Annotated in this window: 24 protein-coding genes; 14 read left to right on the forward strand and 10 right to left on the reverse strand. The window is 63.3% G+C overall.

Annotation, left to right across the window (positions count from 1 at the left end):
• Positions 1-43 precede the first annotated feature (43 nt).
• From NDO55_RS04015 to NDO55_RS04050, 8 genes are read left to right on the forward strand one after another with little or no spacing between them, the layout of a single operon-like run.
• Complete coding sequence (locus tag NDO55_RS04015; protein WP_252112649.1) at positions 44-763, forward strand: response regulator transcription factor; 720 nt, start codon at positions 44-46, stop codon at positions 761-763.
• Positions 760-2,340 carry a sensor histidine kinase gene (locus tag NDO55_RS04020; RefSeq protein ID WP_252112651.1) on the forward strand — a complete coding sequence of 527 codons (1,581 nt, stop codon included), beginning with the start codon at positions 760-762 and terminating at the stop codon, positions 2,338-2,340. Before NDO55_RS04015 ends, NDO55_RS04020 begins: the two co-directional genes overlap by 4 nt.
• Positions 2,337-2,771 (forward strand): HPr kinase/phosphorylase, encoded by a 435-nt coding sequence (locus NDO55_RS04025; RefSeq protein WP_252112653.1) that lies wholly within the window; start codon positions 2,337-2,339, stop codon positions 2,769-2,771. The genes NDO55_RS04020 and NDO55_RS04025 overlap by 4 nt, the downstream gene beginning before the upstream one ends.
• Positions 2,768-3,661: an RNase adapter RapZ gene (gene rapZ, locus NDO55_RS04030; protein WP_252112655.1), complete on the forward strand. Its 894-nt coding sequence runs from the start codon at positions 2,768-2,770 to the stop codon at positions 3,659-3,661. The genes NDO55_RS04025 and rapZ overlap by 4 nt, the downstream gene beginning before the upstream one ends.
• Before the next feature lie 21 nt (positions 3,662-3,682).
• A complete protein-coding gene (locus NDO55_RS04035) occupies positions 3,683-4,093 on the forward strand; it encodes a PTS sugar transporter subunit IIA (RefSeq protein WP_252112657.1) in 411 nt (136 codons plus the stop codon).
• 10 nt (positions 4,094-4,103) lie between these two features.
• On the forward strand, positions 4,104-4,379 hold the full coding sequence (locus tag NDO55_RS04040) for an HPr family phosphocarrier protein (protein ID WP_252112659.1): 276 nt from the start codon (positions 4,104-4,106) through the stop codon (positions 4,377-4,379).
• A gap of 32 nt (positions 4,380-4,411) precedes the next feature.
• Positions 4,412-5,215 carry a TrmH family RNA methyltransferase gene (locus NDO55_RS04045; RefSeq protein ID WP_252112661.1) on the forward strand — a complete coding sequence of 268 codons (804 nt, stop codon included), beginning with the start codon at positions 4,412-4,414 and terminating at the stop codon, positions 5,213-5,215.
• On the forward strand, positions 5,212-6,015 hold the full coding sequence (locus NDO55_RS04050) for a hypothetical protein (RefSeq protein WP_252112663.1): 804 nt from the start codon (positions 5,212-5,214) through the stop codon (positions 6,013-6,015). The genes NDO55_RS04045 and NDO55_RS04050 overlap by 4 nt, the downstream gene beginning before the upstream one ends.
• Here the strand turns inward: NDO55_RS04050 and NDO55_RS04055 are convergent.
• Positions 6,012-7,409: a DNA recombination protein RmuC gene (locus NDO55_RS04055; protein WP_252112665.1), complete on the reverse strand. Its 1,398-nt coding sequence runs from the start codon at positions 7,407-7,409 to the stop codon at positions 6,012-6,014. The genes NDO55_RS04050 and NDO55_RS04055 overlap by 4 nt on opposite strands.
• A gap of 192 nt (positions 7,410-7,601) precedes the next feature.
• Between NDO55_RS04055 and NDO55_RS04060 the strand changes: the two genes are divergently transcribed.
• Positions 7,602-7,994 (forward strand): four-helix bundle copper-binding protein, encoded by a 393-nt coding sequence (locus NDO55_RS04060; RefSeq protein WP_252112667.1) that lies wholly within the window; start codon positions 7,602-7,604, stop codon positions 7,992-7,994.
• On the opposite strand, the gene def is transcribed toward NDO55_RS04060, so the two are convergent.
• Together def and recR are read right to left on the reverse strand one after the other, a co-directional pair.
• Entirely contained in the window at positions 7,991-8,533 is a 543-nt protein-coding gene (gene def / locus NDO55_RS04065) for a peptide deformylase (RefSeq protein WP_252112669.1), read from the reverse strand. The two genes, NDO55_RS04060 and def, sit on opposite strands and share 4 nt — an antisense overlap.
• Before the next feature lie 31 nt (positions 8,534-8,564).
• Positions 8,565-9,161 (reverse strand): recombination mediator RecR, encoded by a 597-nt coding sequence (gene recR, locus NDO55_RS04070; RefSeq protein ID WP_252112671.1) that lies wholly within the window; start codon positions 9,159-9,161, stop codon positions 8,565-8,567.
• A gap of 47 nt (positions 9,162-9,208) precedes the next feature.
• On the opposite strand from recR, the gene fmt reads away from it, so the two are divergent.
• Together fmt and truA are read left to right on the forward strand one after the other, a co-directional pair.
• Complete coding sequence (fmt, locus tag NDO55_RS04075) at positions 9,209-10,114, forward strand: methionyl-tRNA formyltransferase (protein ID WP_252112673.1); 906 nt, start codon at positions 9,209-9,211, stop codon at positions 10,112-10,114.
• A complete protein-coding gene (gene truA, locus NDO55_RS04080; RefSeq protein WP_252112675.1) occupies positions 10,111-10,857 on the forward strand; it encodes a tRNA pseudouridine(38-40) synthase TruA in 747 nt (248 codons plus the stop codon). Before fmt ends, truA begins: the two co-directional genes overlap by 4 nt.
• Here the strand turns inward: truA and NDO55_RS04085 are convergent.
• Positions 10,842-12,068, reverse strand: a complete 1,227-nt coding sequence (locus NDO55_RS04085) for a pyridoxal-dependent decarboxylase, exosortase A system-associated (protein ID WP_341869967.1) — start codon at positions 12,066-12,068, stop codon at positions 10,842-10,844. The genes truA and NDO55_RS04085 overlap by 16 nt on opposite strands.
• 5 nt (positions 12,069-12,073) lie before the next feature.
• Positions 12,074-13,537, reverse strand: a complete 1,464-nt coding sequence (locus NDO55_RS04090) for an AMP-binding protein (RefSeq protein WP_252112679.1) — start codon at positions 13,535-13,537, stop codon at positions 12,074-12,076.
• A 57-nt stretch (positions 13,538-13,594) separates the two neighbouring features.
• On the opposite strand from NDO55_RS04090, the gene NDO55_RS04095 reads away from it, so the two are divergent.
• Positions 13,595-13,888 (forward strand): phosphopantetheine-binding protein, encoded by a 294-nt coding sequence (locus NDO55_RS04095; RefSeq protein ID WP_252112681.1) that lies wholly within the window; start codon positions 13,595-13,597, stop codon positions 13,886-13,888.
• Positions 13,889-14,324: 436 nt separating this feature from the next.
• Here the strand turns inward: NDO55_RS04095 and trxB are convergent, their stop codons facing one another.
• The 5 genes from trxB to tpiA all read right to left on the reverse strand — a co-directional run bounded on the left by trxB (position 14,325) and on the right by tpiA (position 18,995).
• Positions 14,325-15,293 (reverse strand): thioredoxin-disulfide reductase, encoded by a 969-nt coding sequence (gene trxB, locus NDO55_RS04100; protein ID WP_252112683.1) that lies wholly within the window; start codon positions 15,291-15,293, stop codon positions 14,325-14,327.
• A 35-nt stretch (positions 15,294-15,328) separates the two neighbouring features.
• Positions 15,329-16,963, reverse strand: coding sequence for a CTP synthase (locus tag NDO55_RS04105; RefSeq protein WP_252112685.1), 1,635 nt, complete (start codon positions 16,961-16,963; stop codon positions 15,329-15,331).
• A 94-nt stretch (positions 16,964-17,057) separates the two neighbouring features.
• Positions 17,058-17,405 carry a preprotein translocase subunit SecG gene (secG, locus tag NDO55_RS04110; protein ID WP_252112687.1) on the reverse strand — a complete coding sequence of 116 codons (348 nt, stop codon included), beginning with the start codon at positions 17,403-17,405 and terminating at the stop codon, positions 17,058-17,060.
• 161 nt (positions 17,406-17,566) lie between these two features.
• Positions 17,567-18,175: a hypothetical protein gene (locus NDO55_RS04115; RefSeq protein WP_252112689.1), complete on the reverse strand. Its 609-nt coding sequence runs from the start codon at positions 18,173-18,175 to the stop codon at positions 17,567-17,569.
• A 70-nt stretch (positions 18,176-18,245) separates the two neighbouring features.
• Complete coding sequence (tpiA, locus tag NDO55_RS04120; RefSeq protein WP_252112691.1) at positions 18,246-18,995, reverse strand: triose-phosphate isomerase; 750 nt, start codon at positions 18,993-18,995, stop codon at positions 18,246-18,248.
• Between the two features lie 186 nt (positions 18,996-19,181).
• On the opposite strand from tpiA, the gene NDO55_RS04125 reads away from it, so the two are divergent.
• The gene (locus tag NDO55_RS04125; protein WP_252112693.1) at positions 19,182-21,134 is read left to right on the forward strand and encodes a peptidylprolyl isomerase; all 1,953 of its coding nucleotides are present in this window, start codon (positions 19,182-19,184) and stop codon (positions 21,132-21,134) included.
• An 11-nt stretch (positions 21,135-21,145) separates the two neighbouring features.
• Entirely contained in the window at positions 21,146-21,715 is a 570-nt protein-coding gene (locus tag NDO55_RS04130; RefSeq protein WP_252115527.1) for an anthranilate synthase component II, read from the forward strand.
• Positions 21,716-21,765 lie beyond the last annotated feature (50 nt).

Consider the following 21,765-nt stretch of genomic DNA (forward strand, 5'->3'; position numbering starts at 1 on the left):
AAACTTGTCATGATGCGCCCTTTGCGCGACAGGACGAAGGGATATGAGCCAAGTGATCGCCCTCGTCGACGACGACCGGAACATCCTGACCTCGGTCTCCATCTCGCTGCAGGCGGAAGGCTTCGTGACCCGGGTCTATACAGATGGCGCATCGGCGCTGAAGGCCTTTGCCGACGATCCGCCCGACCTTGGCGTCTTCGATATCAAGATGCCGCGCATGGACGGGATGGAGTTGCTCCACCGGGTCCGCGAGGCCCCCGCTCCCGTCGGGACGATGCCGGTGATCTTCCTGACCTCGAAGGATGACGAGACCGACGAGGCAGAAGGCCTTGCCTCGGGTGCAGACGATTATATCACCAAGCCCTTCTCGCAGCGCCTCCTGATCGCTCGCATCCGCGCCATCCTGCGTCGCCAAGAATTGGCGGCAGGGCGCGACAATGAGGAGGCGAGCGAGGCCAGCGACCTCATGATCCGTGGCCGGCTCGAAATGGACCCGCAGCGTCACAAGGTCAGCTGGGACGGCAAGCCGGTCACGCTCACCGTGACCGAATTCCTGATCCTTGAAACGCTGGCGCAGCGGCCTGGCGTAGTGAAGAGCCGCAACCAGTTGCTCGATGCGGCCTATCAGGACGACGTGTTCGTCGATGATCGCACCATCGACAGCCATATCAAGCGCATCCGCCGCAAGTTCAGGAGCACCGACAAGGAATTCGATATGATCGAAACCCTGTACGGCGTGGGCTACCGGTTCGGCGAGGAATGACGAGCCGTTCCAAGCGACGATTGGTGATGCCTTTTCGCGAAAAAGGCGCACCGGCCTTCTGGCGGTTCTGGATGCTCGTCCACCGCATCCTCGCGGTGAATATCCTGCCGATCCTCTTGTTCACGGTCGGCGTGATCTGGCTCGACGCCTATCGCAACCAGCTGCGCGACGAGCGTGTAGCCCGCCTCGCCGACAATGCAATCGCCGCAGCCGAGGCCAGCGTCCGCGTCGATGCCGACGAACAGGGACAATTGCTCGCCGCGCTCGGCCGCGCCGAAGGGGTGCGGTTCCGCCTTTATGGTGCGGACGGCATACCACTGGCCGACAGCTGGAATGCCGGCCCCGTCACATACGAATTGCGGGACCCTGATCTGTTGCCGTGGCACCTCAAGGCCGCACGGATCATCGACCGAGGCTTCAACGGGCTGGTGGGTGCTCCCTCGCTCGAGCCGTTCGCGGAACCAGAAGTAGATCGAGCCGTCGCATGGCCTGAGATCAGCGCGGCGCTGCAGGGCGAACGCATCCAGACAAGGGTCCGCGAGGCACCGGAAAGCACGCCGGTCTTTTCGGCCGCCGTCCCCTTGGGCGATGGCAGCGCTTTGCTCGCGACGATCAACGATCGCGACTATACCGACATGGTCCGCCGCGAGCGCAGTTCCCTCGCCATCATGATGGCGGGCGCGCTGCTTCTGTCGGTTCTGCTCTCGCTCTTCCTGGCGCGCACCATCGCACGTCCGTTGCGCCGCATCGCGCTCGCTGCGCAGCGCGTTCGTGCCGGTCGGTCGCGCGAAGTCCGCGTGCCGCGCCTGCCCAATCGCTATGACGAAATCGGTGCCCTTGCCCGTGCCGTGGGCGACATGAGCCAGGCACTGGCCGACCGCATCGACAAGATCGAGGCATTCGCCGCGGATGTCAGTCACGAACTCAAGAACCCCCTCGCCTCGCTCCGCAGCGCTGTCGACAGCCTCGAGCGAATCGACGATCCCGAGCTCAAGAACCAACTGCTCGACGTGGTGCGGCAGGACATTACCCGCCTCGACCGCCTGATTAGCGATATCAGCGAGGCGGCGCGCACCGACGCGCAGCTCACCCGCACGCCGTTCGAACCGATCGACTTGTCCTCGCTCATCGGCAACCTTGTCGATGACTGGCGCGAGCGGCGCGAGACAGGCAACGCCTATCTGGAGGTCAACGACCGCACCAACGGCCGCGCCATCGTGCAGGGCGAACCGATCCGCTTAGCCCGCGCGATCGACAATCTGCTCGACAATGCCATCAGCTTCTCGCCGCCCGAATCCACGGTCCGGCTCACGCTGTCGCGCGACGAGGACCTCATCTACATCCAGGTCGTCGACGAAGGCCCCGGCGTGCCCGAGGAACAGCGCGACGCCATCTTCCACCGCTTCCATTCGCATCGCCCCGACACCAGCGAGTTCGGGCGCCACTCCGGATTGGGGCTTGCCATCGCCCGCGCCATTATCGAGGGACATGAAGGCACGATTTCGGTATGCGACCGCAAGGATGGCAAGGAAGGAGCCTGCTTCATGCTGACACTGCCCGCCGAGGCAAGCCTGTGAGCACGGTATCGACCGAAAGCTTTCACGCGACCACCGTCGCCAAGGGCCGCCGCGCCGTCATGATCAAGGGCCCGTCAGGTTCGGGCAAATCCGACCTCGCGCTCCAATTGATCGACCGTGGCTATGTCCTCGTCTCCGACGACCAGACGCTGATCGCCAACAAGGACGGCGTCCTGCGCGCCAGCGCGCCGCCCTCGATCGAGGGCAAGATGGAAGTGCGCGGCCTCGGCATCATCGAAATGGCGGTGGTGAGCGACGTCCGCCTGATCCTGTGCGTCGAATTGCAGGATGATCCCGAGCGACTGCCACTCGACCCGCAGGTCGAGACCATCTTCGGCATCGAGCTTCCCAAGCTGTGCGTGCGCAGCCATGCCGCCTCCGCCCCCGTCATCGTCGACATCGCCATGACGCGGATCGAGGAGGACCAGTGAGCGACAAGCGCCGCCTGCTGATTGTCACGGGCATGTCGGGCGCGGGCAAGTCCACCGTGCTCGATACGCTCGAGGATTGGGGCTGGGACATTGTCGACAATCTCCCGCTCGACCTCGTCGAACCGTTCGTGTCGGACGGGCTTGAGGCGGACGGGGAAGCACCCATGGCCATCGGCATCGACATGCGCAGCCGCGGCTTCTCGCCCGAGGGCGTGCTTCATGCGGTCCGCGAATTGTCGGGCGTGCGCGCAGAAATCCTCTTTCTCGATTGCTCCTCCGTGGAATTGGTCCGGCGCTTCGACGAGACTCGGCGTCGCCATCCGCTAGCTACCGATCGTCCCGCCGAGGACGGAATCTGGCTCGAACGGCGCTTGCTCAAACCATTGCGTCGTCAGGCCAATGCCATCATCGACACCACCGCCTTGAAGCCGGTCGAATTACGCGACGACCTGCAAAGCCGCTTTCGCGAAGGCCGGGACAAGCCGGTCATTACCGTCGCCAGCTTCGGATTCGCGCGCGGAGTCGCGCGTTCTGCGGACCTCACTTTCGACATGCGCTTCCTCGACAATCCGCATTGGGATCCCGAACTGAGACCGTTAACGGGCCGTGACGATCCCGTGAAAACCTACGTTTCCAGCGATCCGGCCTTTGGTTCGACCATGGAAAAAATCGAGGACTTGGTCCGCGACCTCATTCCGCGCTATTGGGAGGCGGGCAAACATTATCTGACCATCGCTTTTGGTTGCACCGGGGGACGCCACAGATCAGTGGCAGCAGCCGAAGAGATGGCCCGTCGCCTGAGCGGAGACGGGCTGGACGTGTCGATCCGACATCGGGACCTCAAGACCGAGCCTGATGACAAGATCGAAAAGAAGGGCCAGAAGGCCTGAAGAAGGATTGAGAGCGGTTTTATGATCGGTTTGGTTCTGGTGACCCATGGTCGGCTCGCCACCGAGTTCATTTCAGCGATGGAACATGTCGTCGGCCCCCAGGATGCCATCGAAGGCATCAGCATTGGCCCCGACGAGGATATGGAATTGCGCCGGCAAGACATTGCCGCGGCAATCGAACGCAACGACCAGGGCGATGGCGTCATCATCCTTACCGACCTGTTCGGCGGTACGCCCAGCAACCTTGCCATCAGTCTGATGGGCGAGACGCAGTGCGTCGAAGTCATTGCCGGCATCAACCTGCCGATGCTCATCCGTCTCGAAAGCGCGCGCAAGACGATGGGCGTGCACGAGGCCGTCGCGGCGGCCCGCGAGGCCGGCCAGAAATATATCTCGGTCGCCTCCGAAGTCCTCGGCGAAGCAGCGGCCTGACCCCACCGGCATGACTCAATCGCGCAAGCTCAAAATCTCGAACCGTCGCGGCCTGCACGCCCGCGCGTCGGCCAAGTTCGTCAATCTCGTCCACGAACTGGGCGAGGAAGTGACGGTCGAGGTCGAAAAGGACGGCAATCGCGTCACCGGCAAGTCGATCATGGGGCTGATGATGCTCGGCGCCGCAATGGGCGACTGCATCACCATCCATGTCGAAGGTGACGAGGCCAAGCCCGCACTCGACCAGCTCGCCAAGCTGGTGAAGGACAAGTTTTACGAGGATTGAGGCCCGGCGCGTTCTGGCCTAGGCCCTCAGCCATGCCGCGCGAAATCACCTCCTTTTCCAACGCCACCGTCAAACTGATCCGCAGCCTTCGCGACAAGAAGGCGCGTCGGGCCGAGCGCCTGTTCCTCGCCGAGGGTCTGCGCATCGTCACCGAAGCGCGCGACGAAGGGCAGCTCCCCAAGGTGTTGGCCTTTGCCGAGGCGGGCATGCGCCATCCGCTGGCGCAGGAGATCATCGCCGCGACCGAAGCAGCCGGCGGCGACACTATCCTCACCAGCCCTGACATCCTCACCAAGATGAGCGGCAAGGATAATCCGCAGGCGCTGATCGCTGCCTATGAGCAGCCCGACACTTCGCTGGAGCGGATCGATCGCACGGCTGCGGACTTGTGGTTCATCGGCCAGGCGCTCCGCGACCCCGGCAATATCGGCACCATCCTACGCACCGGCGATGCCGTGGGCGCTGGCGGATTGATCCTATTGGACGACAGCGCCGATCCCTTTGCGGTCGAGACGGTACGCGCCTCGATGGGCGCGATGTTCACTCAGGCGCTCGCGCAGGCGACGTGGGACGAATTCCTTCCCTGGCTGCGTTCAGGCGAGGGTCAGTTGGTCGGGACCAGCCTCCAGACCAACCATGACTATGCCACCGCGCCTTATGCGAAGCCCTGCTTCATCCTCATCGGCAATGAAAGCCAGGGCCTGCCCGAAGCCTACGAGGCCGAATGCGACATGCTCGTGAAGATCCCGATGCATGGCCGCGCAGACAGCCTCAACGCCGCGATCGCGGCGGCGGTCACCGCATTCCAGGTCCGCAATGTCTGGAGGAAAGCATGAGAGTAGCCGTATTTGCCATCCTGCCCCTCGCCCTCGCCGCTTGCACGACCGGCGGTGCCCCTCAGCAGTCGCAGGGACAGCGCATCATCTATCCCGGCGGCGAGCAATTTGCCCCGGAGCCCTATTACGCCACCAATGGCAGCTGGAGGTTAATCGTCGACGATCGCCAGATGGCGCTGACGCGGATGGATGCCTTTCGCACCAGCCAGTCGACGCCGTTCCTTAACCCCATGCCGACCGGCTACGTCTATGACGGTCAGCGCTTTGCGGTGGCCATGGAGCGCCGTCCCTGTCGCCTCGAAGGTTCGGACAAGGTCTATCCCGACCGCGTGACCATCGACGTCGGTCGAGACCAGTTGATCGGCTGCGGCGGCCCTGCTTCCCTGTTCGACGTGCGACCGCTGGCGCAGCGCCCCGAGCGCCCCGAGCCCGATCGCTATCCACAAACCGCAAGCGTCCGCTTCGAGCCGTTCGGCGAAGCCTTTCGCGGCGGCGGCACCGAGCCGTTCTGGGGCATCGAGGTCGACCAGCGCATCATGACTTTCGACCGCGTCGATGGCGGCGATATCAGCGAAAATACGCCGAGCGTCGTCGAAACATTCGATGGCTGGCGTTTCGAGGGCCGGGACATTCGCGTCGAAATCGTGCCCGGCCTGTGCAGCGACGGCATGAGCGACCGCGACTATCCCTACCATGTCGACGTCGCTGCGGACGGCCGAGACTGGACCGGCTGCGGTGCGCCAGCCAGCTATTATGTCGACGGTTGGGAAAGCGGCCCGAGCCTGGTGGACCGGCGCTAGCCCGCTTTCTTCTCGCGCTTGCCGCCCGGCAGGCCCTCGACCAGCTTGGTGAGCGCGCGCGGCGCACTGTCGATCTGCGAGACGGACGGAAGCTCTTTCGCGCTGCCGACACCATAGTCTTCGAAACGCTTGGCCTGCGTCAGCACTTGGCTTTCGAAGCTGCCGACCATCTTGTTGAAGGCATTGTTGGTGCGTGTGAGGTTGGTCTGCATCGAGGCGACATGTTCGGCCATGGTCGCGATACGGCTGTGCAACTCCTTGCCCAGCGCCGCGATCTCGCCGGCTTCCTTGGCCATCTTTTCCTGCCGCCAGACACTCGCCACCGTGCGGGCGATGGCAACGAGGTTGGTCGGCGTAGCGAGCAGCACCTTGCGCTCGAACGCCCAATCCCAGAGCGTATTGTCCTGTTCGAGCGCGGCGGTGAGGAAATGCTCGCCGGGCACGAACATGATCACATAGTCCGCGCTTTCCTCGAACTGCGCCCAATAGGCTTTCGAGCCCAGTTGCTGCGCATGGTTCTTGATCGACGACAGGTGCTGCGCCAGCGCCGCGTCGCGCTTTTCGTCATCCACCTCGTCGGCGGCATCGAGATAGGCGTTCAACGAACATTTGGCGTCGATGATCAGCTTTCGCCCGCCCGGCAGGTTAACGATCGCGTCGGGACGAAGGCGCCCCTCCTCGGTGTCGACCGACACTTCCTTCTGATAGTCGATATGTTCGGTGAGCCCGGCCTGTTCGAGCACGTTTTCAAGCGTCTTTTCGCCCCAGCGGCCGCGTGCCTTGGGCTGTGCGCGCAGGGCCTGCGCCAAGTGGCGGGCCTCGTCGCGGACCTGCCCCTGCCCGGCTTTGACCTCCTCGACGACCGCCTTGAGGCCTTCATAATGGCCAACGCGCTGTTTCTCGACATCCTCGATCTTGGCCTGCTGCTTGCTGAGCAGTTCCTTGATCGGGTTCACGAGCTGGCTGAGCTTATGCTCGCTCTGCTGGTCGGCTTCCTTGAAGCGGGTCTGCGCTTTCTCGAGGAATTCGCGCTGCGCCTTGTCGAGCATCATGTCGCCAATCTCGCGGAATTGCGCGACCAGCTTGTCCTTGGTCGCCTCGAGATCGCGGATACGCTCGTCGACATTGCGCTTGTCGGCCTCGAAGGCCGCATTCTTCTGGAGCGCTTCGTCGCGTTCTGAGGTCACCGCCTCGAGCAGCGACTTCACCTCGTGCATGCGCTTATTCTCTTCCTGCATCACCGCGACATCGCGATCAGCAACCGCGAGTTTCTCGCGCAGGAAGTCGGCTTCCTTCTGGAGCGGTTCGAGACCGCGCGACGCCGCCTTCCAGCCTGCGAACAGGCCAATCCCCAGCGTAACGACGGCAACAAGCGCGATGATCAGCGCGTCCATGGTGAAAGCTCCCTCAACCCAAAACCTGCGGTAAATTAGGGTCTAACCCTTACCGCCATCTTTCCAAAGTCCATTTCGGCTTAACCCGCCCGAACATAAGGGAAAGTTTCGCAGCCGTCACTTTTTACCGGAAAAGCGGGAACCATGCCCGTGCTCTCTCGCTGACAGGAAAACAGGAGGGAGTTTTCTATCATGTCGATCCGCAAGATGATCTCGCTGCACCCCGACGTTGCCGGCCATAATAACGAGCCGCTCGGCAATGCCGTCCATCACGCAATGTATTGCGCGATGATGTGCATGAGCTGCGCCGATGCCTGCTCGGCCGAGGACATGGACATGACGCAGTGCGTGCGGACCTGCTCGGACTGCTCCGATGTCTGCTCCGCCACGGCACGCCTCGGCGCCCGCCGCGCCGGATCGAACGAAGCGGTCCTCAAGGACATGCTGGAGCTGTGCGCCCGCGTTTGCGACGCCTGTGCGCGCGAATGCGAGCAACATGATCACGCACATTGCAAATTGTGCGCGCAAATCTGTCGTGAATGTGCGGAGGATTGCCGCGAGGCGGCCATGACCATCAGCGCCTAGGCTGCAACGCGGCCCTGCTTGCGCATCTTGGCTAGCTTCTTGAGCACCATGTCCCGCTTCAGCTTGGACAGGTGGTCGATAAAGAGCACGCCTTCGAGATGATCCATTTCGTGCTGGAGACAGACGGCGAGTAGCCCGTCAATCTCTTCCTCATGCTGCTCGCCATTCTCGTCGAGCCAGCGCGCCTTGATGCGATCGGGGCGCATCACGTCGGCAAACTGCTCGGGAATCGACAGGCAGCCCTCGGTATAGGGCACGTCATGGTCCGAGGTCTCGATGATCTCGGGATTGATAAAGACCCGCGGATCCTTGACCGGCTCGCCGCCCTCTTCCTCGGGCTCCTGCAGATCGATGACGAGGATGCGGATCGGATGCCCGACCTGGACCGCCGCCAGCCCGATGCCGGGGGCGTCGTACATGGTCTCGAACATGTCCTTGATCAGTTGGCGATGCTCGTCGGTGACTTCCTCGACGGGCGTGGAAATCTGCCGCAGCATATCGTTGCCGTCAGGCGTCTCGTAAATCTTCAAAATGGCCATGGGGGCTATTTAGTGAGGAAATCGAGCGACTTCAAGCGACCGGGCGTCGTGCGCGCAGGGCCTGTGCCAGCGTGCCCTCGTCGAGATAGTCGAGTTCACCACCGACGGGAAGTCCGTGCGCCAACTGCGTGATTCGTAACGGAAAAGTCTCAAGCTGCTCGGCCAAATAATGCGCAGTGGTCTGGCCCTCCAAGGTGGCATTCATCGCGAGCACGACCTCGTCCACGCCGCCTTTCTCGATCCGCGCGACGAGCTGGTCGATGCTGAGATCCTCGGGGCGCACCCCGTCCAGCGCCGACAACCGCCCACCGAGAACGTGAAAACGGCCGGAGAACAGCTTCGAGCGATCGAGCGCCCAGAGGTCCGCAACCTCCTCGACCACGCAGATCGCGCTGTCGTCGCGCCGCGGGTCGGTGCAGATGCCGCACGGATCCGCCGTGTCGACATTGCCGCAGATCGAGCAGGTCGAGAGCTTTTCCGACACCGCTTCCAGCGCCTTCAAGAGCGGCTCCAGCGTCCCTTCCCGTTTCTTGACGAGATGCAGCACCGCGCGCCGCGCCGAGCGCGGTCCGAGTCCCGGCAGGCGGGCAAGCGCCTGCGTCAGCGCGTCGAGTTCGGGCGAAGCCATGAAAAGGACATAGGAAAAGCCGCGCATTTCCGCCATAGGGCATCAACATGCGTGTGATCATGATGGGCAGCCCCGATTTCGCCGTTCCCACTCTCGATGCCATTGTCGAGGCGGGTCATGACGTCGTCGCGGCCTATTGCCAGCCCCCTCGCCCCGCAGGACGCGGCAAGAAAGAGCAGAAAACCGCGATCCATCAACGCGCCGAGAAGCTCGGCATCCCGGTCCGTCATCCGAAATCGCTCAAGAAAGGAGATGCCCAGACCGAATTTGCCAGCTTCGAGGCCGACGTCGCGATCGTCGCTGCCTATGGCCTGATCCTGCCCCAGGCGGTGCTGGACATGCCGGCGCGCGGCTGCGTCAACGTCCATGCCTCGCTCCTTCCCCGCTGGCGCGGCGCTGCGCCCGTCCAGCGCGCCATCATGGCGGGCGATCCGGTGACCGGCGTCACGTTGATGCAGATGGAAGCGGGCCTCGATACCGGGCCCATGCTGATGATGCGCCAGACGCCGATCGTTTCCAAGAATGCTGCCGAGCTTACCGAAGAACTCGCGCAAATGGGTGGTGAGATGGTGGTGGAATGGCTCGCCGCGCCGGATGGCTATGAACCGATTGCGCAGCACGAGGATGGCGTCACCTACGCGCACAAGATTGACAAGGCCGAAGCGCGCGTCGACTGGTCGCGCTCTGCCGCCGAAGTGCAAGCGCATATACAGGGTCTCTCGCCCTGGCCCGGTGCATGGACCGAAGCATCGGGCGACCGCCTCAAACTGCTCGAAGCCGAGATTGCCGACGCAACGGGCGAGCCCGGCGAAGTCCTCGACGACAAACTCACTGTCGCCTGTGGGAGCGGTGCGGTTCGGATCCTTCGCGCGCAGCGTCCCGGTAAAGGCGTGCAAGCGGTCGAGGAAATGCTGCGCGGCTATGCACTGGCGCCGGGCGCCCGTCTCGCATGACGCGCTGGCGCCTCACGGTCGAGTTCGATGGCGGCCCCTTTTCGGGCTGGCAGCGTCAGGATGGCGCGCCGTCGATCCAGCAATCGATCGAGGAAGCCATCGAAAAGATGACGGGCGAGCAGGTGCGCCTGCATTGCGCCGGCCGCACCGATGCCGGCGTCCACGGCCTTGCCATGACTGCACATGTCGATATCGCCAAGCCGCTCGACGCGCATCGCCTCCGCGAGGGCGTCAACGCCCTGCTACGCCCCGATCCCATCGCGGTTCTGTCGGCGAGCGAGGTCGATGACGAGTTCCACGCCCGCTTCTCCTGCACCGGCCGCCGCTATCTCTACCGCATCCTCAACCGGCGCGCGCCGCCGACCCTGTTGCGCGGCCAGGTCTGGCATATCGGGCAGGATCTGGACGTCGAAGCGATGGCCGAGGCTGCGAAACATCTCGAGGGCAATCACGACTTCACCACCTTCCGCTCGGTCCAATGCCAGAGCGACAGCCCGGTTAAGACCCTCGACAGCCTCACGGTCGAACGCGTCGGCGAGGAGGTGCATTTCCATGTCGCGGCGCGCAGCTTCCTCCACCACCAGGTGCGCTCCATGGTCGGTACGCTGAGCCTGGTCGGTCGTGGCCAATGGAACCCCGCCGACGTCAAAGACGCGTTGGAGGCAAGGGATCGCCAGCAACTCGGCCTCAACGCCCCGCCGGACGGTCTTTATTTCGTGAAAGCACTCTATCCCGAGGATTGAGCGAGCATCTCGACGGCCGCAGGCTGCGAGAGGAATTCCTGCGGGCTCGCGGTAAGGCCATAGGCACCGGCACAGAAGATCGCGATCGTCTCGCCCACCTTCGCGTCCGCAGGCATCGGCACGGCATCGCCCAACAGGTCCAGCGGGGTGCAAAGCCGCCCGACGACATGCGCCGCGCTGTCGCCCTCTTCGGCGAACCGCTCGGCAAGCTTGATGGGATAATTGCGGCGCAGGAACTGGCCGAAATTGCCCGAAGCAGCGAGCATGTGCTGCAGCCCGCCATCGGTCACCAGATAGGTCTCGCCCTGACTGACCTTCCGATCGAGAATGCGCGTCAGGTAGATGCCCGCCTCACCGACCAGCCAGCGGCCGAGTTCGATGACGAATTGCGTGTCGGCAAAATCGCCCGATAGCTCTCCAAGCGCAGCGTCCAACCCCTCGCCGATCGGCGCGAGGTCGAGCGGCTTTTCGCCCGAATAATAGGGAATGCCGAAGCCCCCACCCAGGTTTACCTCGGGCGGCGGCGTACCGATTTCGGCGGTAAGCTCGGCGACCAGCTTCAACGTCTCGCGCTGCGCCTCGAGGATCGCGCTTTCGCTGAGGCTTTGCGAGCCCGCATAGATGTGAAAACCGCGCCATTCGCACTCATGCTCGAAAATGCGCTTCACCAGCGGCGCGACGAGCGGCGCGTCCATCCCGAACTGGCTCGCCAGCCCGCCCATCTTCATCCCCGCGCCCTTGAGCATGAAGGGCGGATTGATGCGCACAGCCATCTTGGGCTGGATGCCCAACCGCCGTCCGGCAAGGCAGGCGCGTTCGGCTTCGCTCTCGCTTTCGACATGGATGGTGACGCCAGCCGACAATGCGGCTTCCAGATCCTTGTCGCTCTTGCCCGGCCCGGCGAGCGACTTGGGCAGGTCGAGATGCGAGACGCGGGCAATCTCGCCGCGCGAGGCGAGGTCGAACCCGTCCACCAATGGTGCGATGAAGTCGAGCAGCGGCCCGAACGGATTGGCCTTCACGGCGTAGTGCAGCGCCAGCCGGTCGGGCATGAGACGACGGAAGCTCTCGACCTGCGCAGCGACACGCTCGGTATCGTAGAGGAAGATCGGGCTCGAGCCTGCTTTCTCCATCCAATAGCCGACAGGGTGCTCGGCAACGACCAGCGCGCCGCGCTCGTCTGCCCCATAGCCAGCCGGAATGCTCCCCATCGCCTTCATGCGCTCATCTTCTCCAATGCCTTGCGGTCGACCTTGCCGGTCGCCCCAGTGGGCAATGCCTTATGCCAGACGATCCGCCGCGGCATGAAGTGCGAGGGCGCCACCTTGCGAAAATGGGACAATAGAGCCGCTTCGTCGCCATCGCCAACAACGTGAAGGATGATGGCAGCGCCGCGTTCCGCATCTGCTTCGGCCGTCATCACTGCTTGGTGCACGCCGCCATGCTCCAGGGCCACATCCTCGATCTCGGTCGGGCTGATGCGATTGCCCGACACCTTGATCATCGCATCGGCGCGAGCGCGGAAGTAGAGAAGCCCATTTGCATCCCGGACGAAGCGGTCGCCCGACCAGACCGCGGTCCCGCCATAGCTACTGTGCGCAGGCGCCGGACGGAAGCGAGCGGCCGTCTTCTCCTCATTCTGCCAATAGCCCTGCGCGACGAGCGGGCCGGCCTGGACCAATTCTCCCTCCTGGCCTGCTTCGGTCGGCGAACCATCGTCGCGCACCACCATCAATTCGGCATGCGGGATCGCCTTGCCCACGCTCCCCGGATTGGCGTCAGCCAGCGCCGGATCGAGGCTGGCGGCACGGAAGGCCTCGGTCAGGCCATACATGAGATGGATATCCGCCTTGGGGAACGTCTCCCGCAGCTGGCGATATAGCGTCTCGGCCATATGCCCGCCCGTATTGGTGAGCGTGCGCAGCGTCTCGCCCTCGCCGTCCCAGTCCAGCGCCATCAATTGGTGCCATAGCGGCGGGATGCCGGCGAGATAGGTTGCCTTGTGCCTGGCGATGGCCTTCTTGACGTCATTGGGCAGCAAATAATCGAACGGGATAACCGTGCCGCCCCCGCGCCACGTCGCGAGCAACTGGTTCTGCCCATAGTCGAAGGCGAGCGGCATCACCGCGAGGTTGCGGGTCTCGGGCGTGATCTTCGTGTAATCCGCCACCGCCTCGGCACCGTACCAAAGGTTGGCATGGCTCAGCATCACTCCCTTGGGCTTGCCGGTGGAGCCCGATGTATAGAGCAAGGCGGCAAGGCTATCCGGGTCATGGTCGGACATGCCGAGCGGATCATCGCCATCGGTCCACTCTTCCTGCGCAATCGTTCTCAGCGCGGTATCCAGCCCCTTGAGGCGACCCGTATTCGCGACCAGCAGCTTTGCCCCGCTATCGGCAAGGATATGCGCCGCCTGCCCGGCCTTCAGCACGGGATTGATCGGGACATGCACCGCCCCTGCCCGCGCGGCGGCGAGCGGCATGAGGCAGGTCAGCACGTTCTTGCCCATCCAGGTCGCGACCCGGTCGCCGGGGACAATTCCCTCGGCCACCAGCCGCGCCGCGATGCCGCCGACGCGGGTATCGAGCGCGGCATAGGTCAGCGTCGCACCCTTGCCCTCATAGGCAATGGCATCGCGCTTCCCGAAGCTGGTCAGATGGTCGAGCGGACGGGCATCCATCCCTAGTCCCTAGCGCGCATCTTGCCAGTTGCCCATGCTTTCCCTAGGGGCACTGCCATGACTGCAGATGCCCGCATCGACGCCGATAGCGACCGCGCCATCGTCGACCGCTCGGTCGACCAACTCCTCGTGGAGATTGTCGGCCTTTCCGCCGACGACGTCGCCGCGTTCGAGGAGAATACCGAATTGTTCGGCGCGCTTCCCGAATTCGACAGCATGGCCGTCGCGCAATTCCTGACCGCGCTCGAGGAACGGCTCGGCATCCTCATCGAGGACGATGACGTCGAAGCGGAGGATTTCCTGACCTACGGCCGGCTCACGGCCTTCGCCGAGCGGTTGGCGTTGGGGTGAAATCTACCCGTTAAAATCCCCGCCGATATCCTGGTGGGTCGTCGAAGGCGATAGAGCTCCCGGCCCTACGCACTGACCAGAAATAGTCACCTGTGGAACCACAAACATAGTGCCCCCAGCCCCCTGAACTCCACTGACCGGGAGCGAGATTTGAGCTTACACGGCATGTCCAGCGGTCATTCTTGCTCTTGAGGCAAAGCCGCATGTCGACAGCGTACTCGTAAGTATTCAGACCCCGCACCGCCATCGTGTAACCGTTGTCGTTACAGCGATTATCCCATTTTGTATCGATCGTGGGATTGGCGACAGCCGCAGACGGCAACGTGATCGCGGCCACGGCCAGCGTCAGCTTCTTGTACATACTGCTAATCCCCAAAAAAGATCATTGGCCCATACGAACCTGCCACGCTTTCTCGATGGGTTCTAGCGTGCGGCCTTACTCCGCTGCCGCCTTCTCGGCGAATTCCATCTCGGCCAGATACTTTTCCGCATCCAACGCGGCCATGCATCCGGTGCCCGCCGCGGTCACGGCCTGACGGTAATGCTTGTCCATAACGTCGCCACAGGCGAATACACCTTCGACGCTGGTGCGCGCGGTGCCGGGTTCGACCCAGAGATAGCCGTCACCGTCGATCTTCAGCTGCTCGGTGAAGAGTTCGGTTGCCGGCGCATGGCCGATGGCAACGAACGCGCCTTCGCACTCGACCCGGCTCACTTCGCCCGTCTTGGTCGACTTGACGTCGAGACCGACTAAGGCCTGCGGATCGCCGTCGAGGACGAATTCCTCGACCGTATGATCCCAAAGGATGGTGATCTTCTCATTGGCGAACAGACGGTCCTGGAGGATCTTTTCCGCACGCAGGCTGTCGCGGCGGTGGATCAGGGTCACGTCGTCCGAATGGTTGGTGAGGTAGAGCGCTTCCTCGACCGCTGTATTGCCGCCGCCGATCACCGCGACCTTCTTGCCGCGATAGAAGAAGCCGTCGCAGGTCGCGCAGGCGCTCGCGCCCTTGCCCTTGGCATGTTCTTCGCTCGGCAGCCCCAGCCACTTGGCCTGTGCGCCGGTCGCGATGACAAGCGTGTCGGCATGGTAGATGGTGCCGCTATCGCCCTTGAGGACGAAGGGCCGCTTGGTCACGTCCACCTCCATGATGTGGTCCCACACCGCCTCGGTGCCGACATTGGTCGCCTGCGCCTTCATTTCCTCCATCAGCCAGGGGCCCTGGATGACGTCGCGAAAGCCGGGATAGTTTTCGACATCGGTCGTGGTGGTGAGCTGGCCGCCCGGCTGAATGCCCTCGACGACGATCGGGTTAAGGCCCGCGCGCGCGGCATAGATGGCGGCGGTCCAACCGGCAGGGCCGGACCCGAGGACGAGCATCTTGGTGGATTTGATTTCAGACATATCAGCTACCTAGGACGGGGCTCACGCCCATTCAACTACATCAGGCGCGAGTGATCCAGCGCGGCGGCGATGAAGCTCGAGAAAAGCGGGTGCGGGTCGAAAGGACGGCTCTTCAGTTCCGGGTGGAACTGCACGCCGACGAACCAGCTGAGGTCCGGACGCTCGACAATTTCGGGAAGCTGCCCGTCGGGGCTCATGCCACTGAAGACGAGCCCGCCCTTGGCAAGGCTGTCCATATAATTGGCGTTGACCTCGTAGCGGTGGCGGTGACGTTCCGAAATGTCGGTCGTGCCATAGATGCTGGCGACCTTCGAATTGGCGTCGAGCTTGGCCGGATAAGCGCCCAACCGCATCGTACCACCCATATCGCTTTGCTTGGTGCGCTTCTGGATGCCCTCTTCGCTCATCCATTCGGTGATGAGGCCGATAATCGGTTCGCCCTTCTCGCCAAATTCGGACGTCGTCGCATCTTCGATGCCGGCTTCACTACGCGCCGCTTCGATGCAGGCCATCTGCATGCCGAGGCAGATGCCGAAGAAAGGAATGTCGCGCTTTTTGGCGAAGCGGATCGCGGCAATCTTGCCCTCGCTGCCGCGCTCGCCGAAGCCGCCGGGAACGAGGATGCCGTGCATCGGCTCGAGCTCGGCGACGAGATTGTCCTCATCGCCCTCGAAAATCTCGGCGTCGATCCAGCGGATGTTGACCTTCACGCGATTGGAGAAGCCACCATGGACCAGCGCTTCGCGCAGCGACTTGTATGCATCGGGCAGTGCGACATATTTGCCGACCACACCGATCGTGACTTCGCCTTCCGGGTTCATCACCCGGTCCATAATGTCTTCCCAGCGCGTAAGGTCGGGCTCGGCCGCGTCGGTAATGCCGAAGGCCTTCAAGACTTCCTCGTCGAGGCCTTCATTGTGATAGGCGAGCGGCACGTCGTAGATCGAACGCGCATCCAGCGCCTGGATGACCGCGCTCTCGGGCACGTTGCAGAAGAGCGCGATCTTGCGGCGCTCCTCCTCGGGAATGGGATGCTCGGTGCGGCACAGCAACACGTCGGGCTGGATGCCATAGCCGGTCATCTCGCGCACGCTATGCTGGGTCGGCTTGGTCTTCAGCTCGCCCGCCGCCGCAATGTAGGGCACGAGCGTCGTGTGGACGAAGCAGACATTGTCGCGACCAAGGTCGTTCGACAGCTGCCTGAGCGCCTCAATGAAGGGCAGGCTTTCGATATCGCCGATCGTGCCGCCAATCTCGCAGATCACGAAATCGAGGCCGTCAATATCGTTCAATGCGAATTCCTTGATCGCATTGGTGACGTGCGGGACGACCTGCACTGTCGCGCCGAGATAGTCGCCGCGCCGCTCCTTGGCGATGATCGACTGGTAGATGCGCCCCGAGGTCACATTGTCGCTCTGCCGCGCCGAGACGCCGGTGAAGCGTTCATAGTGACCGAGGTCGAGATCGGTCTCGGCCCCGTCATCGGTGACGAAAACCTCCCCGTGCTGATACGGGCTCATCGTGCCCGGATCGACATTCAGGTAGGGATCGAACTTACGAATGCGGACCTTGTAGCCACGCGCTTGCAGGAGGGCACCCAAGGAGGCTGCCAACAGACCTTTGCCGAGCGAGGAGACCACGCCGCCGGTAACGAAAATAAACCGCGCCATGGGAGTGTTGCCTTAGGCAAGAGTGGGGCGTGCTGGCAAGCGGTCGAATCGCTGCCAGCGCACTTTTTTGCGAAATGTGGTGAACGAGCCGCCTTTATTGGGCGATCGGCGCGCCTTCATCCTCGGCCGGCGCTTCGGGAGCGGCGGGTGCCTGCTCCTGCTGCGTGGCCAAAGGTGCGGTCTCGCCGATCAGCGAATCGTCGATCTCGGTACCGTCGTCGCGGGTCGCTGCCACAGCGGCGAGCGCGATCGAGAGCGCCACGAACAGGAAAGCGAGGATGCCGGTCGAGCGGGTCAGGAAGTCCGCCTGGCCGCGCGCCGACATGAGACCCGACGAGGAACCGCCAACGCCAAGGCCGCCGCCTTCCGAACGCTGCATCAGGATGGTGCCAACCAGGGCGGCTGCAACCAACGTCTGGAGAATGAGCAGGAAGGTGAACATCTTATCGTCTCGCTTTACATCTGAATGTGCGCCGCTTGCCCCAAGGGCGCGACGCGTGGCGACCTAAACCTTGCGGTGCCGATTTTCAATATGCGCCGATCATGAAAAAGGGCCGCGCCCAATTGGAGACGCGGCCCTTATTCTCAAGTCATTCCCAGTGATTACTGGATGCTGGCGCCTTCTGCGGCTTCAGCTTCGACGTCCACGGCAGCTTCAGCGGCCACGTCGCCTTCGACGGCTTCTTCAACCGGCTCTTCCGGGCGATCGACGGCAATCGCCTGGAGATCGGCAACCTGGTAGAGCGCGATGGCGCCATTCGGATCCTTCTGGATGCCGTTCGGCGGGATGCGCGAAACCTTACCCGAGTTCATCTCGATCTGGATGTAGTCGGCGGTGATTTCGTCGATCGTACCGACAACGGTCATGTCGACCGCCTTGACCGGCGCACCAACAGCGACCGACGCTTCGGCCTTGGCAGCGAGTTCGGCCTGGGCCTGCTCGTGCGCGGTGTTGATCTGCTCCATCGTCAGGCTGAACAGCAGCATGCCTTCATGCGGCGTGAAGCTGCTGGTCGGATAGGGCACGACATACTTGTCGGTCTTCACGTAGACATAGCCGTCTTCGACCTTGTCGACGATGCCGACGGTCGATTCGCCAGTGACGATCGGCATGCCCTGGCTGATACCCGCAGGCTGGGCAGCGATGGCCGAACCGGCCGGGACCACCGCGGCAAGCGAGCCGGCGGCAATAGCAACGAAAAACTTGTTCATGTGGACCTTTCCCTTGAATTTCTGCGGTTTGTTATAGCGTTGGCGAATTACGCCAAGCTGAATATCCCATTCATCGCGCTTCAGCAGCCTCGACGATCGGCATAAAATCTTCGGCGGTGAGGCTTGCCCCACCGACCAGCGCGCCATCAACCCCCTCGGTGGTGAAGATTTCGCGCGCGTTCGACCCCTTGACCGATCCACCATAGAGGATGCGGATCGAACTATGACCCTCTCCATAGGTCTGCTCGAGCGCATTGCGGATGCGATTATGCATCGCGGCAATGTCTCCGACCTCGGCCACCTTGCCCGTCCCGATCGCCCAGATCGGCTCATAGGCAATGCTAAGATGCAGCGGCGCGGTGACCATGTCGGGCAAAGATGCCTTCAGCTGCTCCTCGACATGACGCAGCGCCTGGCCCGTCTCGCGCACCTTCAGGCTCTCACCGACGCACAGGATGACGCGCATCCCCATATTGATCGCCAGTTCCGCCTTGGCGCGCACGTCTTCATTCGTTTCGCCAAGGCCCTCGCGGCGTTCGCTATGCCCGACGATCGTCAGCTTCGCGCCCGCATCACGCACCATCTCGGCGGACACCGAGCCGGTGAACGCGCCCTTGCTCTCATGATGCACATCCTGCGCACCAATCGTGAAACCGGGAGCGGCGGCGACGGCGCGCGTAATAAGCGTCGAGGGCACGCACAGCGCGACATCGGTCTGCTTCAGCGTTTCGCAGTCGATGGAAATGGCGGTGATCTGGCCCACATCTGCGCGTGTGCCATGCATCTTCCAATTCCCCGCGACGAACATGCGCCGGGCCATACTCCATTCCCCTATGGCTTAACGTTTGCGGAAAGCGCCACTAGCAGCGCAACCGTTAAAATCCAAGCCTGTGGGCCCAACTTTCGGATGAACCGCCCCTCGTCGACGCCCCATTGATTGCGTCGCCAGCCCCGCCTAGAGAAGCTGCCAAAGCATTCCGACCCATTATCGAGAGAAGTCCCAGTCATGCTGTCGAAATTCCGCAACCTGTCGAAATCGACGGTAGGCACCATCGCCCTGTTCGGGTTCATGGGCCTCATCGTCGCCAGCTTCGCGCTGGCCGATCTCGCCAATGTCTCCTCGGGCGGTTTCGGGCTTGGCTCGAACACGCTCGCCAAGGCAGGCGACAAGGAAGTGACCGATCTCGACATGACGCAGGAAATGGAGCGCCAGCTCAACCTCTTGCGCCAGACTAATCCCGAAGCGACCTATGCGGACCTTGCGGGCGACTTCGATCCGATCCTTCGCCAGCAGATCCAGGATCGTGCGCTCTGGGCCTTTGCCGAAGCCAATGGCCTGCGCATCTCAAAGGCGCTGGTCGATGCCGAAATTGCGCGATTGCCGGGCGCGATCGGCCTTGACGGTCGCCTGACGCCGGAAAGCTACCAAGCCTTCCTCGCCCGCGCGCGCCTGACCGATCAGCAGGTTCGCCGCCTCATTACCGCCGATCTCAACCAGCGCCTGTTGGTCGCACCCGTCGGCGCCGAGCCGCGGCTGCCGACCGCCTTCAGCCGCACCTATGCCTCGATGCTGCTCGAGCAGCGCACCGGTCTTCTCGGCCTCATCCCGACGGCCGAAATTGCCGGCGCGATCGACGTGACCGATGCGGAGGTCGAGGAATATTACGAGCGCAGCCGCCTCACCTACACCATCCCGCAGCGCAAGGTGCTCCGGATTGCGCAGCTGAATGCCGACCGTTTCTCCGACATGACCGCGACCCCGCAGGAAATCGCCGATGCCCTCGCCGCGCGCGAAGGCGAATTCGGTGCCCGCGAGATTCGCGTCATCAGCCAGGTCGTCGTTGCCGATCGCGCCACCGCCGACGCCATCGTCGAGCGCACCCGCAATGACACCTTCGTCAACGCCGTCGCCCCCGAAAACTTCAGCGCAGCCGATATTTCGGTCGGGCCGCAGAACAAATCCGAGTTCCGTGACCTTGCCGGCCAGGAAGTCGCCGACGCCGTCTTCGACCCCGATGTCGGTCCCGACAGCGTCGTCGGCCCGATCCGCTCGCCTTTCGGCTGGCACGTCGTGAAGGTCGACGGGATCACCGTCGAGCAGGGCCAGGACGAAGCCGCCGCCCGCGCCGAAGCCATCGCCGAGATCGAACAGCGCAAGCGCGGCAATGCCCTTGCCGACCTGATCGTCGATGTCGAAGACGATATTGCAGACGGCTCGACGCTCGATGAAGTGATCGAGCGTTACGACCTTGAACTGCTGGTCACGCCGCCCATCACCGCGCTTGGCCGTGCGCCGGGCCAGCCCAGCTTCGTGCTTCCGGAAGAGCTGTTCGTCGCGCTGCGCGAATTTGACGACCTCCTGCCCGAGGACGATCCCGAGACGGTCTCCTACATTGATGGCAATGGCTATGCGCTTGTGAAAGTGGACGAGGTTGTCGAACCCGCGCCGCCGCCGCTTTCGGAAATCCGCCAGCGTGTCCGCTCGGACCTGGTGACCGAACGCGCCGTCGCGCAGGCCCGCCAGCTGGCCCAGCAAATCCGCGACGCCGTCGCCGACGGTACGCCGATGGCCGACGCCGTCGCCGAAGTCGAAGCCGAGACCGGCCTCGACCTTCCGGCGCCCGAGGAAACGCAGATGCGCCTCCTCGACCTCACCCGTTTCGGCCAGAACGCACCGCCGCCGCTGCGCATGCTCTTCCGCCTGTCCGAAGGTGCGGTGCAGCTTGCCGGCGATCCGACCAACCAGGGCATCTTCATCGTCCAGCTCATCTCCGCAGAACGCGGCGATGCCTCGGCAGCCACCTCGCTGATCGCCGAGACGAATGAAGGCTTCCTGCAGCCGGTCGCCAGCGAGATCCAGCTCCAGTTCCTCAATGCGCTGGAACAGGATATCGGCGTCACGCGCAACGAAGAGGCCATCGAGGCCTCGCGCACGCGCATCATCGGCGGAGGCAACTGATCGTCCGGCTCCTGGCCCTCGACAATCAGGACAGCTTTACCTTCACCCTCGTCGACTATTGCCGCCGCGCCGGCGCCGACGTCACCGTCGCGCGCTCGGACGAGATCGGCCTCGACGAGGCGCTCGAGCTTGAGCGTGAGGCCATCATGGTCTCGCCCGGCCCCGGGCGTCCCGAGGATGCGGGCATTAGTGTCGACCTCGCGCGCGAGGCCATAGCGAGGCGCATCCCGTTCCTTGGGATATGCCTCGGTCATCAGGCGCTCGCGCTCGCCTGCGGCAGCGAGACTGCGCATGTCGCCCCCGTCCACGGCAAGGTCGCCAAGGTGCGCCATGACGGCACCGGCCTGTTCTCGGGCCTGCCCTCGCCGCTCGATGCCACGCGCTATCACAGCATTGCCGTTCCCGAGCCCAAACCGCCGCTCATCGCCAATGCCTGGGCCGAGAATGGTCTCGTCATGGCTATGCGTCACGCCGACGCCCCTGCCCACGGTATCCAGTTCCACCCCGAGAGCATCGCCAGCAGCCACGGCCTCGACCTCATTGCCGCCTTCGTCGATCGTTGCGCCGCGCAAACGGCTTGACACGCACTCGCTAAGTTCTTTAGATGTTCCTCGTTCGTTCTTTTGGGCGA

This window comes from Sphingomicrobium sediminis (genome assembly GCF_023805295.1).
GTDB classification, from domain to species: domain Bacteria; phylum Pseudomonadota; class Alphaproteobacteria; order Sphingomonadales; family Sphingomonadaceae; genus Sphingomicrobium; species Sphingomicrobium sediminis.